10 protein-coding genes are annotated in these 14,303 nt (G+C 73.3%); 3 read left to right on the forward strand and 7 right to left on the reverse strand.

The genetic code is table 11. From position 1 onward, the window contains the following. Positions 1 to 99 precede the first annotated feature (99 nt). The 5 genes from F9B16_RS42430 to F9B16_RS42450 all read right to left on the reverse strand — a co-directional run bounded on the left by F9B16_RS42430 (position 100) and on the right by F9B16_RS42450 (position 3,900). Entirely contained in the window at positions 100 to 654 is a 555-nt protein-coding gene (locus F9B16_RS42430) for a peroxiredoxin (protein WP_151545925.1), read from the reverse strand. A 337-nt stretch (positions 655 to 991) separates the two neighbouring features. Continuing rightward, the gene (locus F9B16_RS42435) at positions 992 to 1,480 is read right to left on the reverse strand and encodes an SRPBCC family protein (RefSeq protein ID WP_151545926.1); all 489 of its coding nucleotides are present in this window, start codon (positions 1,478 to 1,480) and stop codon (positions 992 to 994) included. Between the two features lie 83 nt (positions 1,481 to 1,563). After that, positions 1,564 to 2,169 carry a TetR/AcrR family transcriptional regulator gene (locus tag F9B16_RS42440; RefSeq protein WP_151545927.1) on the reverse strand — a complete coding sequence of 202 codons (606 nt, stop codon included), beginning with the start codon at positions 2,167 to 2,169 and terminating at the stop codon, positions 1,564 to 1,566. A gap of 49 nt (positions 2,170 to 2,218) precedes the next feature. Further along, positions 2,219 to 3,307 (reverse strand): hypothetical protein, encoded by a 1,089-nt coding sequence (locus F9B16_RS42445; protein ID WP_151545928.1) that lies wholly within the window; start codon positions 3,305 to 3,307, stop codon positions 2,219 to 2,221. After that, entirely contained in the window at positions 3,304 to 3,900 is a 597-nt protein-coding gene (locus F9B16_RS42450; protein WP_225992432.1) for a SigE family RNA polymerase sigma factor, read from the reverse strand. The genes F9B16_RS42445 and F9B16_RS42450 overlap by 4 nt, the downstream gene beginning before the upstream one ends. Before the next feature lie 143 nt (positions 3,901 to 4,043). On the opposite strand from F9B16_RS42450, the gene F9B16_RS42455 reads away from it, so the two are divergent. From F9B16_RS42455 to F9B16_RS42465, 3 genes are all read left to right on the forward strand, one after another. Next, positions 4,044 to 4,955, forward strand: a complete 912-nt coding sequence (locus tag F9B16_RS42455) for a LysR substrate-binding domain-containing protein (protein WP_225992433.1) — start codon at positions 4,044 to 4,046, stop codon at positions 4,953 to 4,955. Positions 4,956 to 5,160: 205 nt separating this feature from the next. Then, positions 5,161 to 8,607: a bifunctional glycosyltransferase/CDP-glycerol:glycerophosphate glycerophosphotransferase gene (locus F9B16_RS42460; protein ID WP_151545930.1), complete on the forward strand. Its 3,447-nt coding sequence runs from the start codon at positions 5,161 to 5,163 to the stop codon at positions 8,605 to 8,607. A gap of 159 nt (positions 8,608 to 8,766) precedes the next feature. After that, positions 8,767 to 12,423, forward strand: a complete 3,657-nt coding sequence (locus F9B16_RS42465; RefSeq protein ID WP_151545931.1) for a bifunctional glycosyltransferase/CDP-glycerol:glycerophosphate glycerophosphotransferase — start codon at positions 8,767 to 8,769, stop codon at positions 12,421 to 12,423. Positions 12,424 to 12,489: 66 nt separating this feature from the next. Here F9B16_RS42465 and F9B16_RS42470 read toward each other — a convergent pair whose 3' ends face one another. Next, entirely contained in the window at positions 12,490 to 13,191 is a 702-nt protein-coding gene (locus tag F9B16_RS42470) for a class I SAM-dependent methyltransferase (RefSeq protein ID WP_151545932.1), read from the reverse strand. Positions 13,192 to 13,294: 103 nt separating this feature from the next. Beyond that, positions 13,295 to 14,119 (reverse strand): SRPBCC family protein, encoded by an 825-nt coding sequence (locus F9B16_RS42475; RefSeq protein ID WP_225992434.1) that lies wholly within the window; start codon positions 14,117 to 14,119, stop codon positions 13,295 to 13,297. Positions 14,120 to 14,303: the final 184 nt, after the last annotated feature.

The following is a 14,303-nucleotide window of genomic DNA, read 5'->3' on the forward strand; positions in this document are numbered from 1 at the left end:
CGGCCGCGCGGGTGCGACCGGCCGTCGGGACCGGGGCGGGCCGCCGCGGCGCGTCGCGGGCGCCGTGGGCGGGCCGGCCGGCGGGGTGAAGCGGGTGGATCAGGCACCGGCCATCAGCTTGGCGGCGTCGAGGGTGTCCTCGCCCTTGTTCCAGTTGCAGGGGCACAGCTCGTCGCTCTGCAGGGCGTCGAGGACCCGCAGGACCTCCTTGACGTTGCGGCCGACGGAGCCCGCGGTCACCATGGAGAACTGGATCTCGTTGTTCGGGTCGACGATGAAGGTCGCCCGCTGCGCGACGCCGTCCTCGGTGAGGATGCCGAGGGCCTCGCACAGCTCGCGCTTGAGGTCCGACAGCATCGGGAACGGGATCTCGCGCAGGTCCGGGTGGTCCTTGCGCCAGGCGAAGTGGACGAACTCGTTGTCGACGGACGCGCCGAGCACCTGGGCGTCGCGGTCGGCGAAGTCCTCGTTGAGGCGGCCGAACTCGGCGATCTCGGTCGGACAGACGAAGGTGAAGTCCTTGGGCCAGAAGAACACGACGCGCCACTTGCCCTCGTAGGACTTGTGGTTGATCGTCTCGAAGGCGTTGTCCGGGTCCAGCGAGACGCAGGCGGTCAGCTCGTACTCGGGGAACTGGTCACCGACAGTAAGCACGCATGCTCCTTTTGTCACGAGAAAGGGCGCGCCTCTCGCGCGGGAGAGGCGTGGGAAGGCCGCCGCGGCGAGGGTGCCGTCCGGCGGCTGATGTCACTCAGCGTGCCGTACCGGCAGGTGAAAGAGAAATCGATCTATCGCAACGGATTGATAGGAGCTTCCTATTGGATCTCGGCGAACCCCGTCGGACCGGCGCAAAGGCCCTCTCGGAGGCCGGCGATGGACGCCGCAGGTTGATGGAGATCACATCCGTGCCTCGAATGCCCGACACGCTCCGTAGTGGAGGAGTGTAGAGGATCTCCGGATCGTCGTGGTATGTCGGGCGCCCGAACCGCGGTCAGGACGCGGGGGCGGCTTCGAGGTGCGCCTTGAGGCGGCCGAGGGTGGTGGCGATGTTGCGGGCGTTGTGGGCGGGGCGGTCCACGGTCCCGGTCAGCGCGATGGCGAACGGGATGAACCACACCGGGACGCGCAGCCAGTTCGTCTCGGTGACGGTGCAGCTCTGGCCGTCCTCCGCGGACGCGATGTCGTACTGCCAGCGGGAGATCGGCAGCCCGAACGGGGCGTCGACGTCGTAGGCGAACCGCTCGTTCTCGCGGGCGGCGATGACGGTGCAGTTGGTGAACCAGCGGCGGCGGCCCTTGCGGTTGTAGCCGCGGAAGCGGGCGCCGACGGCGGCCCGGGCGGGACGGCCGAGCCAGCGGGCGCGGTACGCCTCCTCGGCGAAGGTGATCATGACGGGCGGGTCGCTGACGATCCGGTAGACCGCGGCGGGGGAGGCGTTCACGGTGATCCGGCCCGTGGCGATGGGCTGCTCGAACGGCATGGGGACCCCTGGTGTCCGGCGAATGTAATCGCCGATTACATCAGTGCCGCCAGGTGCCGTCAATGCCTGCGGGGAGCGCCGGATCAGGCCTGCCCGATGCCCTTCCCGAACGTGTCGAGGACCTGTTCGGCCAGCTCACCGGCGTGCTCGGCGGGCAGGAAGCCGTCGACGACCATCTGGGACAGCCCGTAGACCAGGGCGTGCGCCGCGAGGATCACCAGCTGCGGGTCGCCCGCGCGCAGCGTGCCGGCGTTCTGCCCGGCCGCGATGAGACCGGTCACCTGCCGCTCGATCGCCCGCATGCCCTCGCGGATCTCCGGCGCCGGGTCCGCGGTGTAGACGGTGGTGCGCAGCAGCTCGAACCGGTGCGGGTGCCGCGCGGCGTACCGGACGAAGGCGTGCCCGAACGTCCACATGGCCGGACGGTCCGGGCGGGCGTCCGCGAGCGCCGCGCGCTGCCACTCGCCGAAGTCCTCCAGGATGCGTCCCGCGACGGCCGTGAGCAGGGCGTCCCGGTCGGCGAAGTGCCGGAACGGGGCGCCCGCGGAGACGCCGGCCCGCCGCGCCGCCTCGCGCACCGAGACATGGGCCACGCCGCCCTCGTCCAGCAGGTCAAGGGCGGTCGCGGTCAGCGCGGCGCGCAGCGAGCCGTGGTGGTAGCCCGGGCGCCGGGCGGGATCGTCGGACACCCGGGCTTGATACCACAGCGGCCGTGTCACCGGCGGCGGGCGGGACGGGTCACCAGGCGAGGTCGTCGTAGTCGGCGGCGCTGCTCAGCCAGGTGAACGCGCCGCCGTCGACGCGTCCGGGCCGGCCGTCGATGAGCTGCAGGAAGTGTTCGCCGGAGCCGTCGGCCTTGACGAAGAAGGAGTCGCCCGGCAGCGGGACGGCCCTTCCGGTGGGCCGCCCGTCCGCCGCCGACAGCGTCGCGAGGGCGTAGGAGGCGTCGTCGTCCCGGCCGTGCTTGGCGCCCTGGATCTGGGCCGTCGCGGTCCGCCCGTCGGGGTTGAGGACGAACACGTTGATCAGCCCGTTCACCCGCGCCCCGGTGATCTCGGCGGGGCGCAGCACGCGGGAGGACAGCAGGTCGGCGCCGGGCCGGCGGGTGTCGAGCAGCCGCAGCACCGCCTGCCCGGACGGGCTCGCGGGGGTCTGGATGAAGCCGAGGGTGCGGTCGTCGGGCGCCCATGTGGCGCTGGTGACGGTCCCGGCGCCGGGGGCGGTCCAGGTCCGGTGGCCGCCGGTGCGGACGTCGACGACGACGGCCTCGGGGCGCCCGCCGGCGGTGCCGACGACGGCGAGCCGGGTGCCGTCGGGGCTGGCGGCGAGGTTCTCGGGCTTGCCGAATCCCGTGTCGAGCCGGACGGTCCCGCCGGGGAGCGGTTGGGGCGCCGACGGGGTCCCGTTCGCGGTGAGGGTGAGCCGGTAGAAGGCGTAGGCGTCGCCGCCGGCCTTGCCGGCGAGGAAGAAGGTCCGCCCGTCGCCCGTCGCGGCGACCGCCTCGTAGTGGCCGCTCAGCGGTGCCGCCTTGGAGAGTCCCTGGCCGGCGGCGCTCTCGACGACCGCGCGCCCGTCGCGGATCGCCACGATGTAGCGGGGCCCGTCCCCGCCCGCGGCGGCGTTGCCGTGGACGGTGCGCGGGATCACGCCGCCCAGCGCCGTGCCGCCGACGACGACGGCGGCCAGCCCGGCCGCGACGGCGACCGGCACGGTCCAGGGCCGGCGCCGCCGCCGGGCCGGGACGGTGAGCGGTGCGAGCGAGCCGTCCGGCATGCTGTCGGCGGCCGCGCCGAACGCGTCGCGGAGCCGCTCCTCGGTCCTGGTCATGCTTCCTCCCCGAGCAGGTCGGCGAGCGCCGCGAGCGCCCGCGAGACGGTGGACCGGACCGTGCCGACGCCGATCCCCATGATCTCGGCGATCTCGCGCTCGTCCAGGTCCAGGTAGTAGCGGAGCACCAGCGCCTCGCGGCGGCGCTGCGGCAGGCGGCGCAGCGCGAGGAAGACCTCGCGCCGCTCCTCGCCGAGCATGGCCGCCGATTCGGCGGACCACACCGGCGGCTCGTGCGTGCGTCCCGACCGGAACGCCAGCTTGCGCCGGCGCAGCACCGTGCGGCACTTGTTGACCACCGCGGCGCGGGCGTACGGCAGCATCCGGTCGTGGTCGGTCAGGCGGTCGATCCGGCGGTACAGGTCGACGAAGGCGTCCTGCACGACGTCCTCGGCGGTGGCCCTGTCCCCGACGATCATCAGGGCGGTGCGGGCCAGGCCGAGCTGGTGCTCGCGGAACAGGGCCACCAGGGCGGCGGTGCCCGCGGCGCGATGGTCCACCTCGGGGGCGTCCGCCTCGGGGGCGCCTGCCTCCGGGACGGTGCCGGCCGTGCGGCGGGGGTGGCGCATGTTCGCCACTATGTCGGTTTCCACGTCTCTTACACTCACGGGCCGCCCGTCCGTTGCCCGGCGCGGCGGAAGTGATGGTCCGGGGCTCCTGCGCCCGCCGGGTATCGTGAGGCCGCGGTCATCAATCGACGACGCGGTGATAGGAGACGGTTATCAGCAGGCCGACGGTGTCGCAGCTCCGGGCGTTCCTCGCGCTGGCCGAGCATCTGCACTTCCGGGACGCCGCCGCCGCGCTGCGGATGAGCCAGCCCGCGCTGTCGGGCTCCGTGGCCGCGCTGGAGGAGAGCCTCGACACCCGCCTCGTCGAGCGGACGACCCGCCGGGTGCTGCTGACGCCGGCGGGCGAGCGCGTCGCGCGGCGCGCCGAGACCGTGCTGGCGGAGCTGGACCGGCTGGTCGAGGAGGTCAGGGCGGTGCGCGGGCCGCTGGTCGGGCCGCTGCGCGTCGGGGTGATCCCGACGGTCGCGCCCTACCTGCTGCCGGTGGTGCTCCCGCGGCTCGCCAAGGAGTTCCCCGACCTCGAGCTGTCGGTGCACGAGGAGCAGACCGACCACATCGTCGCGGAGCTGATGGCCGGGCGGCTCGACGTGGTGCTGCTCGCGCTGCCCGCGCCGGCCCAGGGCGTCACCGAGCTGCCCCTCTACGACGAGGACTTCGTGCTGGTCACCCCGGCGTCGTTCGACCTGGACGCCGAGGGCGTGCCCCGCGACGCGCTGAGCGAGCTGGACGTGATCCTGCTGAACGAGGGGCACTGCCTGCGCGACCAGGCGCTGGACGTGTGCCGGGAGGTGGGCGCGCGGGCGCCGTCGGCGACGTACGCGACGAGCCTGGCGACGCTCGTCCAGCTCGTGGCGGGCGGGCTCGGCGTGACGCTGGTCCCGGAGACGGCGCTGCCGGTGGAGACGCGGCGGGCGCCGAACCTGGCGCTGCACCGGTTCGCGGACCCGGCGCCGTTCCGGCGGATCGGGCTGGGGTTCCGGTCGACGTCGCCGCGGGCGGAGGAGTTCGAGGCGCTGGCGGCGGGCGTCCGCGCGGCGATCGCGGAGCTCGGCCCGGAATGCCGGGTCAGGACGCGGTAAAGGGACGGCAGGGCGGGTCAAGTCTGCGTCAGGGGACGGCCTGGCAATAGCGATCCGCGTTCGTGTGATCACTTCATGTCACCATGCTCGGTGTGGCGGGGTTTCCGCTCTCGCTCGGCGGCGGCTCCCGTCCAACCGACCTACTGGCATGAGCGAAGCGAACCGGGGGGTGCGGGGGTTCGGCCCCCCGTCCCTAGGAGGCCGCATGTCCCCGAAGCTCAGCGTCGTCGTCCCGTTCCACAACACCGAGGAGTATCTGCGCGCGTGCCTGGAGTCGATCGCCGGGCAGTCGTTGCGCGACCTCGAAGTGATCATGGTGGACGACGGGTCGGACGACAACGGAGCGGTGATCGCCAAGGAGATGTGCGACCGCGATCCGCGGTTCCGGCTGCTGACGCGCGACAACGAGGGGCCGGGCCCGTCCCGGAACGCGGGGGTGCGGCTGGCGAAGGGGGAGTACCTGGCGTTCGCCGACGCCGACGACGTGGTGGAACGGGACGCCTACAGCAGGATGGTCGGCTCGCTGGAGCGCACCGGGTCGGACATGGCGTCCGGGAACGTCGAGCGGATGGACGTCGACCGGACGTGGCAGTCGGTGCTGCACAGCGGCGTCTTCACCGAGACCCGCACGAAGACGCACGTGTCGTCGCATGGGCTGCTGATCCGCGACCGTACGCCGTGGAACAAGGTGTACCGGCGCTCGTTCTGGGACCGTGCGGAACTGGAATTCCCCCCTGGCTTCTATGAGGACCCGCCGGTGACGGCGCGCGCGCACGCACTGGCCGATTCCGTGGACGTGCTGAGCGACACCGTCTACTACTGGCGTAAGCGGCCGGGATCCATCACCGAGGACCGCTACGACTGGGACAACCTCTGCCAGCGCCTGCGTTCCGCGCGCGTGGTGCGGGAGGGCTTGGCTTCCTACGCGCCGCAGCTCGTCGCCACGTACGACGAGCACGTGCTCATCGACATCGAGTTGCGCGTGGTCCTCGACGCCCTCCCCAGAACCGACGACGAGAACCGCGAGGAGCTCGTCGCCATGGGCGCGGCCCTTGCGGAGGGCGTCAACCCGCGCGTCATCAAGAAGCTCCCCTCCATGACGCGGCTCCAGCTGCACCTGCTGTGCCGCAAGAAGCTGCCCGAGCTGATGGACGTGCTCCGGTTCGTGCAGCTCGGCAAGCACAACGACACCGCGCGGGTGCGGCGCGGGCTGCGGCACCGCTGGTACGCCGAGTACCCGTTCTTCGAGGACGAGGAGTGCGGCGTCCCGCTGCACGTGTACGACGTGACCGACGAGCTGAAGCCGGCGGCGGCGATCGACCGGGCGACCTGGGTCGGCGGGCGGCTGCGGCTCGAAGGGCACGCCTACATCCGCCACCTGGACTCCTCCAGCGAGGACGGCTCCCGGATCCGGCTGTGGCTGCTGGCGTCCAACCGGCGCGGGCTGATGCGGGTGCCGATCCGGCGGGTGCGCCGGCCGGACGTGACGGCGCGAACGAAGCAGTCGGTGGTGTCCTACGACTGGTCGGGGTTCGTCGCGGAGATCGACCCGGCCGCGCTGCGGATCTTCGGCCGCTGGCGGGACGTCGACTGGATCCCGTGCGTGGAGATCGTCAACCGGGGGCTGCGGCGGCGCCGGACGTTCGCCAACCCGCGGCTGAGCGCGCGGCAGTGGCCGGACGACCGGGAGTGCGCGCCGGGCGTGCTGGTGCAGGGCGTCGCGGCGAAGCGCCGGTTCGTCGTGCAGGTGCGCCGGACGGAGGCGACGGTGGCCGGGTCGCACGTCGAGGGCGACGAGCTGTGGTTGGACGGCTGGAGCCGCACGCCGCTCGACGCGGACGCGCGGGTGACCGCGGTGCCGAAGGCGGGGCGCGCCACCGTGGTGGGGCCGGTCGAGCCCGCCGAGGGCGCGGCGGACGGCTGGTACGGGTTCCGCGCGAAGCTGCCGGTCGGCGCGCTGGCGCGGCATCTCGGCGACTGGGAGATCACCCTGCCCGGCGGCGTCCGCCCGTACCTGGAGGAGGACGCGGCGGGCGCGGTGTACCCGGCGCCCTGCGGGGAGCTGGAGGTCGCGCGGACGCGGCGCAGCCAGGTCCGGGTCGTCGCGCGCGGCAGCGCGCCCGCGGTGGACCGGGTGTCGTGGTCGCCCGACGGGCTGCTGCGACTATCGGGGACCTGCGTCGACCCCGCGAGCCGTCCGGAGGCGCTGGTGCTGCGGCGGCGCCGTTCCTGCGAGGAGCACACCGTCCCGCTGCGCTGGGAGAGCGACCGGTTCACCGCGAAGTTCGCGCCTGAGCGGATGCCGGTGCTGGGGCTGTCGCGCCCGCTGGTGTCCGGCCGCTGGGACGTGTTCGCGCCGCTCGGCGAGACGGAGCGGCCGGTGGTCGTCCGCCGGCACGCCCTGCGGAACCTGCCGGAGCCGACCGAGACGGGCCTGCACCGCGTCGACGTCCGCGTCTACAAGACCGACCAGCTCCAGCTCCTCATCCAGACGGCCCTCGACGACGACGAGCGCGGCCCCTACGCGCAGGCGAGGATCCGGTCCGGGCACTACAGGCGGCACCTGAACCTGCCCGTGCGGGACCTGGCCGTGTTCGACGCGTACAAGGGACGCCAGTACGCGTGCAACCCGCGCGGCATCTACGACGAGCTTCGCCGCAGGGAACTGGACATCGACTGCGTGTGGGTCACGGAGAACGGCCAGTTCGGCAAGCCCGCCGGCGCGCGTACCGTCCTGGCCGGTTCCCGCGAGCACTACGAGGCGCTCGCAAGGGCGCGGTTCGTGTTCGGCAACTGGTCGCAGCAGGAGTGGTTCACCAAACGCGAGGACCAGACGTACGTGCAGTGCTGGCACGGTACGCCGCTGAAGAAGCTCGGCTACGACGTCAAGAAGATGCCCTACAAGCGGACCGAAGGCATGGACTGGATGCAGCACGACGTCCCGCAGTGGGACGTGCTGCTATCGCAGAACGCGTTCTCCGTGCCGCTGTTCCGGCGCGCGTTCGGCTACCAGGGCGAGATCCTGGAGAGCGGCTACCCGCGCAACGACATCCTGTGCAGCCCGCACCGCGACGAGATAGCGACGGCGGTACGGCGGCGCCTCGGCATCCCCGACGGCAAGCGGGTCGTGCTGTACGCGCCGACGTGGCGGGACGACTTCCACTTCGCCATCGGCAAGCGGGCGTTCCGCCTCGAACTCGACGTCGAGCGGTTCCGCAAGGCCCTGGGCCGCGACCACGTCCTGCTGCTTCGCACCCACTACCTGGTGACGGACCGGCCGAAGTGGCGGCCCGGCGACTGCGTCATGGACGTGTCGGTCTATCCCGACATCTCCGAGCTGTTCCTGATCAGCGACGTGCTCGTCACCGACTACTCCTCGGCGATGTTCGACTTCGCCGTCACCGGCAGGCCGATGCTGTTCTACACCTACGACCTGGAGCGCTACCGCGACCACGTGCGCGGCTTCTACTTCGACTTCGACGCCGAGGCGCCCGGGCCGCTGCTGCGCACGTCCAAGCAGGTCGTCGAGGCGCTGGCCGAGCCGGCGGCGATCGAGTCCGGGTACCGCGGCGCGCGCGCGGCGTTCGCCGCCCGGTACTGCCCGCACGACGACGGCCGGGCCGCCGCCCGCGTCCTCGACCGCGTGCTCTGACGTCCGCGCGGCGCCGTCCCGAGCGGCGCCGCGCGGATCCGGCGCGCCGCGGCGCCGTCCCGAGCGGCACCCGCGCGCACCACCGTTCCTGACCACCGTGCCCGTCACCACCACCGTGCCCGTCACTGCGCGCACCACCCCGCAACCCCTGGAGAACCCGTGTCACCGAAGATCAGCGTCGTCGTACCGTTCCGCGCCGCCGGGGAGCACCTCGCCGGATGCCTGGAGTCGCTGGCCGGGCAGACGCTGCGCGACCTCGAAGTGATCATGGTGGACGACGGGGCCGCGGACGGGGCCGTCGCCGTCGCCGAGGCGTTCGCGCGCCGCGACGGCCGGTTCGCGCTCGTCCCGCACACCGACCCCGCGGCGGGACCGGCGCGCAACACCGGCGTCCGGCACGCCGAGGGCCGCTACCTCGCGTTCGCCGACGGCGAGGACGCGCTCCCGCCCTACGCGTACGAGCTGCTGGTCGCGACGCTGGAGTCGACCGGGTCGGACATCGCGGGCGGCAACGTCATGTGCCTCGACGACGAGGGCGTATGGCAGTCGTGGCTGCACGCGGAGCCCTACGCGGCGACGGCCCGTTCCACGCACATCTCCCACCAGCCGACGCTGCTGCAGGACCGGACGGTGTGGAACAAGGTGTTCCGCCGCTCGTTCTGGGAGGCCCACCAGTTCGAGTTCCCCGCGATGCAGTACGGGGACCTGACCGTGGCGATGGAGACGCACGTCCTCGCGTCCTCCGTCGACGTCCTCGACGCCACCGTCTACTTCTGGCGCCACCACCCGGGCGCCTACGACCGGGAACGGCAGGAGCTCGGCGACATCATCGACCGGATGGCCGCCCTCGGGATGGTGCGCCGCGTCCTGCGCGACCGGGCGCCGGAGCTGCTGCCCGCCCACGACATGTACGCGCTGGACCTCGACGTCCGCGCGCTCGTACACGCGCTGCCCGCCGCGTCCGAGCAGGAGCGCCGCCGGCTGGTCGGCCTCGGCGCGGAGCTCGTCGCGGAGGCGGACCCGGCCGCCGCGTCCGGGCTGGAGGCGATCAAGCGGCTGGAGCTGCACCTGCTCGGCGAGCGGATGCTGCCGGAGCTGCTGGAGGTGCTGCGGTTCGAGGAGGGCGGCCTCGACGAGGTCCCGCTCGTCGCGAAGGGCCGGTTCCGGCAGCGCTGGTACGCCCGCTACCCGTTCTTCGGCGACCCGCACCGCGGGGTCCCCGACGAGGTGTACGACGTCACCGACGAGTTCGAGCTGTGGACGCGGGTGGAGCGGGCCGGCTGGGACGGGGACGTCCTCACGATCGAGGGGTTCGCGCACTTCGCCCGCCTCGACGTGTCGTCGGCGCACGACTCCCGGATCCGGATGTGGCTGCGCGACTCCCGGACGGGCCAGGAGGTCCGCCTCGACGTGGAGCGGACCCGCTGCCCCGAGGCCACGGCCCGCTCCGGCCAGGCGCTGGTCTCCTACGAGTGGTCCGGGTTCGCCGTCCGGGTCGACCCGGAGGCGCTGCGGGACGGCGAGGAGTGGCGCACCGCCGCGTGGGAGCTGTACGCCGAGGTCACCACGGCCGGGCACAAGGCGGTCCGGCGGGTCACCGCGGCGGCGCCGCGGGTCCGGTGGACGGCCGCGCGGCAGCCCGCCGAGCACGTCGCGGTGCAGCCGGCGGACGGCGACGACGGGTTCGCCGTGCACGTCAAGGCGTCCCGGGCGGTGCTCACCGGGTTCCGCCGGACGGGCGGCGTGCTGGAGCTGACCGGGTGGACGAACCGGGCCCTCGGCGCCGGCGCGGCGATCATGGCGGCGCGGCGGCACGGCGGGACGGAGGTGTTCGGCGACGTCACGGTCCGCCCGGCGGCGGTGACGCCGGCGGCCGAGGGGACCGGGTTCAGCTTCACCGCGACGCTGCCGCTGGACGGCCTGCTGTCGATCCCCGACGACGCCGACGCCGGCGCACCCGGCGAAGGCGCCGCGGATGAGGGCGAGGGGAAGCGCGCGGGCGACGGCGCGGGCGAGCGCACGGGCGACGGCGTTGGGGAGCGCGGGGACGACGGCGCGGGCGAGCACACGGATGAGAACGTCCCGCACGTCACGCCGGGCCGGGCGCACCTGCTGGACGCCATCGACTGGGACATCCGGCTGAGCGGCGAGGGAGGCCCGCTCCGGCTCACCATGGCCGGGCATCTCGCCGAGGCCAGGTTCGCCTGGCGGGGCCGCGAGTTCGTCGTGACCCGCACCGCGTACGGGAACCTGCGCGGGATCGAGCGCGGCTTCCGCCCCGTGGTCACGCAGGCCGGCTGGGACGCCGAGGGCCGCCTCACCCTGACCGGCACCTACGCCGACCCGGAGGAGCGGCCCGAGCGCCTCGTGCTGCGCTGCAGCCGCTCGGGCGAGGCCCACGAGGTGCCACTGACCTGGGACGATGACCGGTTCACCGCCGCGTTCACGCCCGCGCGCCTGCCGGTGTTCGGGACGGACCTGCCGCTCGCCGAGGGCGCCTGGGACCTGATCGCGCCCACGCGTGCCGGGGACGTCGCCGTCGTCGCCGAGCGCGCCGGGATCCCCGCGCTGCCCGAATGGCGGCGTGTCGGGACGCACGAGTTCGAGGTCGGCGTCCACCAGACCGACGCGGTGCAGATCCACAGCCGTCCGGCCCTGTCGGAGGACGAGCGCGGCCGGCACGCGCAGCGGCTCCTGCAGCAGAACGACTATCCCGTCTACCTGCGCAGCGCGCTGTCGGACGTGGTGGTGTTCGACAGCTACAACGCGTCGCAGTACAGCTGCAACCCCCGCGCGCTCTACGAGGAACTCGCGAAGCGCAGGCCCGACCTCGAATGCGTGTGGATCTCGCAGGACGGCCAGTTCGCCGTTGAGGGCGAGGCGCGGACCGTCCAGGCGGGAACGCGCGAGCACTACCGGACGCTCGCGCGCGCACGGTACGTCGTCACGAACTACGGGGCGCCGTACTGGTTCGCCAAGCGGCCCGGGCAGACCTACCTGCAGACGTGGCACGGCGCCCCGCTCAAGCGGCTCGGCTACGACCTGAAGGACATGCCCTACCGGCGCACCGAGAAGCTCGACTGGATCCAGCGCGAGGTACCGCGATGGGACTACCTGCTCTCGCCCAGCCCGTTCGCCACGGACGTGATGCGGCGCGCGTTCCACTACAGCGGCGAGGTTCTGGAGACCGGATACCCGCGCAACGACGTCATGAGCGCCCCCGAATGGCAGCGCGTAGGGGCCGATATCCGCAAGCGCCTCGGCATCCCCGAAGGCAAGAAGGTCGTGCTGTACGCGCCGACATGGCGGGACGACGAGCACCACAACCCGGACAGGCGCGGCTTCCACCTGGAACTGGACCTGGAGACCATGCGGCGCGCGCTCGGGGAGGACCACGTCCTGCTCCTGCGCGCGCACTACCTCATCACGGACCGCGCCCACCTCGCGTCCGACGACTTCGTCATCGACGTCACCCGCTACCCCGACATCTCTGACCTCTACATGGCATCCGACGTGCTGGTGACGGACTACTCGTCGGCCATGTTCGACTACGCCGTCCTAGGGCGACCGATGGTCTTCTACACCTACGACCTGGAGCGCTACCGCGACCACGTGCGCGGCTTCTACGTGGACCTGGAGGCGGAGGCGCCGGGGCCGCTGGTCGCGACGTCCGAGGAGGTCGCCGAGGCCGTCCGCGAGGCGCCCGACCTGGAGGACGAGTACAGCGGCCGGTACGACGACTTCTTCGTCAAGTACTGCCCGCACGACGACGGCGACGCCTCCGCCCGCGTCATCGACCAGGTCTTCCCCGGTTGACGTGCGGCGAGCCGTCGTCATGCGGTCCGCGATGACGACGGCTCGCCGCACGTGAACGCCGGCCGGTCAGCCGGGGCGGCGGCAGCGGGCGAACAGCCAGGTGCCCGGCCACGACCACAGCGGCAGCCGCCGCTCCAGCGCCATCGACAGCCGCAGGGCCTCGTTCGCAAGCGGATGCAGGGGAGCGAGGTCCTCGCGGCGCGTCGTCCGGTGCCGGAGCCGGCGCAGGACGGGACGCAGCAGCACGCCGCGGCTCCACAGCCGTTCCAGCAGCAGGCCCGCGCCTTCGAGGAGTTCGGTGAGGGCGTCGCGGGTGTAGCGGCGGACGCGCCCGAGCGCGACGTCGTGCGCCGACCACAGCCCCATGTCGCACGGGACGGACACGAGCGCCGTCCCGCCCGGCCTCAGCACCCGGACGATCTCGGCGGCGGCGCGCTCCTGGTCGTCGATGTGGGCGAGCACGTCCATCGCGAGCGCCAGGTCGTACTCCTCGCCGGGGAGCGGGAGGTAGCGGGCGTCGCCCTCGTACGCCTCGACGCCGTGTGCGCGCGCGAGCGCGACCGCCTCCGGGTTCAGGTCGATCGCGGTGGCGCGCCAGCCGTGCCCGGCCAGCATCCGCGCGTCCGCGCCCGCTCCGGCGCCGATGTCGACGGCGGCGCCGGGCACGCTGAACCGCAGCAGCTCACCGGAGATGATCGCGCGCCGTTCCCGGTACCACCAGTTGTCGTTCCCGATCAGCGCGATCCGCTGCAGCTCGATCGTGTCCACGGCACAAGGTCATGCCATCGCGGCCGTGCGATCCACCGTCGTCGCCGATCGCATGCCGATCGTTGACCCGCGCTTGAACCGGCCCCGGGCCTCGGCGGCCCCGTCAGCGGCGGCGGCGCCGCACCAGCCAGCGGATGACCAGCAGCAGCACGACGAGCCCGCCCGCCGCCGGGACGGCCCGCTTCGCCAGCGACGGCCCCGCGACCTCCAGCAGGTCGATCGCGTCGTCGTCGCGCGCGAGCCGCAGCGGCGGCCGCTCGGACGGCGACGGCGGCTGCGGCGCCGCGGACTGCGGCGGCGCGGCCGGGACGGGCTGCGCCACCTCCGCCTTCGCCGGTCCCGGCTCCGCGGCCTTCTCCGGCTCGGCGGCCTTCTCGGCGGGGGCCTCCGGCTCCGGCATGGCCTCCTGCACCGGCGCCGCAGCCGCGGGTGCGGCAGCGGCGGGCTCGGCAGCGGCGGCGGGCTCGGCCTCCGGCGCCTCCGGCGCTTCCAGTTCCGCCGCGAGCGCCTTCGCGAACCGTGCGATGATCTTCGAGCCGACCTCGGACAGGATGTTGCGGCCGAACTGCGCGGGCCGCCCCGTCACGTTCAGCTTGGTGCGCACCGTCACCCGGGTCGTGCCGTCGTCCTGCTGGTGCAGCTTCGCCTGGACGGTCGCCGACGCCGTGCCGGAGCCGCGCGCCTCCTTCGCGGCGGCCTCCATCGTGACGGTGCGGGACGGCTCGTCCGCCGACACGATGCGCGCGGTGCCCCGGTAGGTGATGGTCATCGCGCCGACCTTCACCTTCATCCGGCCCGCGTACTCGTCGCCGTCGACCGAGTCGAGGGTCGCGCCCGGCATGCACGACGCGACGCGCTCCACGTCGAGCAGCACCGACCAGGCCCGATCCACCGGCACGGGGACGGTGAATTCGTGGTCGAGCTCCATGATCATGGTCCTTATCGTCCGGTGTACTTCCTCGCGACCTTACGGCGATCACTCTGGCGCCGCCAGTGCGGGGGTGCCCCAGGGGACGCCCCACAGGACGCCTCACGGGACGCCCGGCGGGACGGGCGGCTCGCGCGGCGGGACGGGCGGGTCGCGCGGCCGGGCCCCGGGGCGCGGGGGCCCG

The sequence above is a fragment of the Actinomadura montaniterrae genome, assembly GCF_008923365.1.
In the GTDB taxonomy this organism is placed as follows: domain Bacteria; phylum Actinomycetota; class Actinomycetes; order Streptosporangiales; family Streptosporangiaceae; genus Spirillospora; species Spirillospora montaniterrae.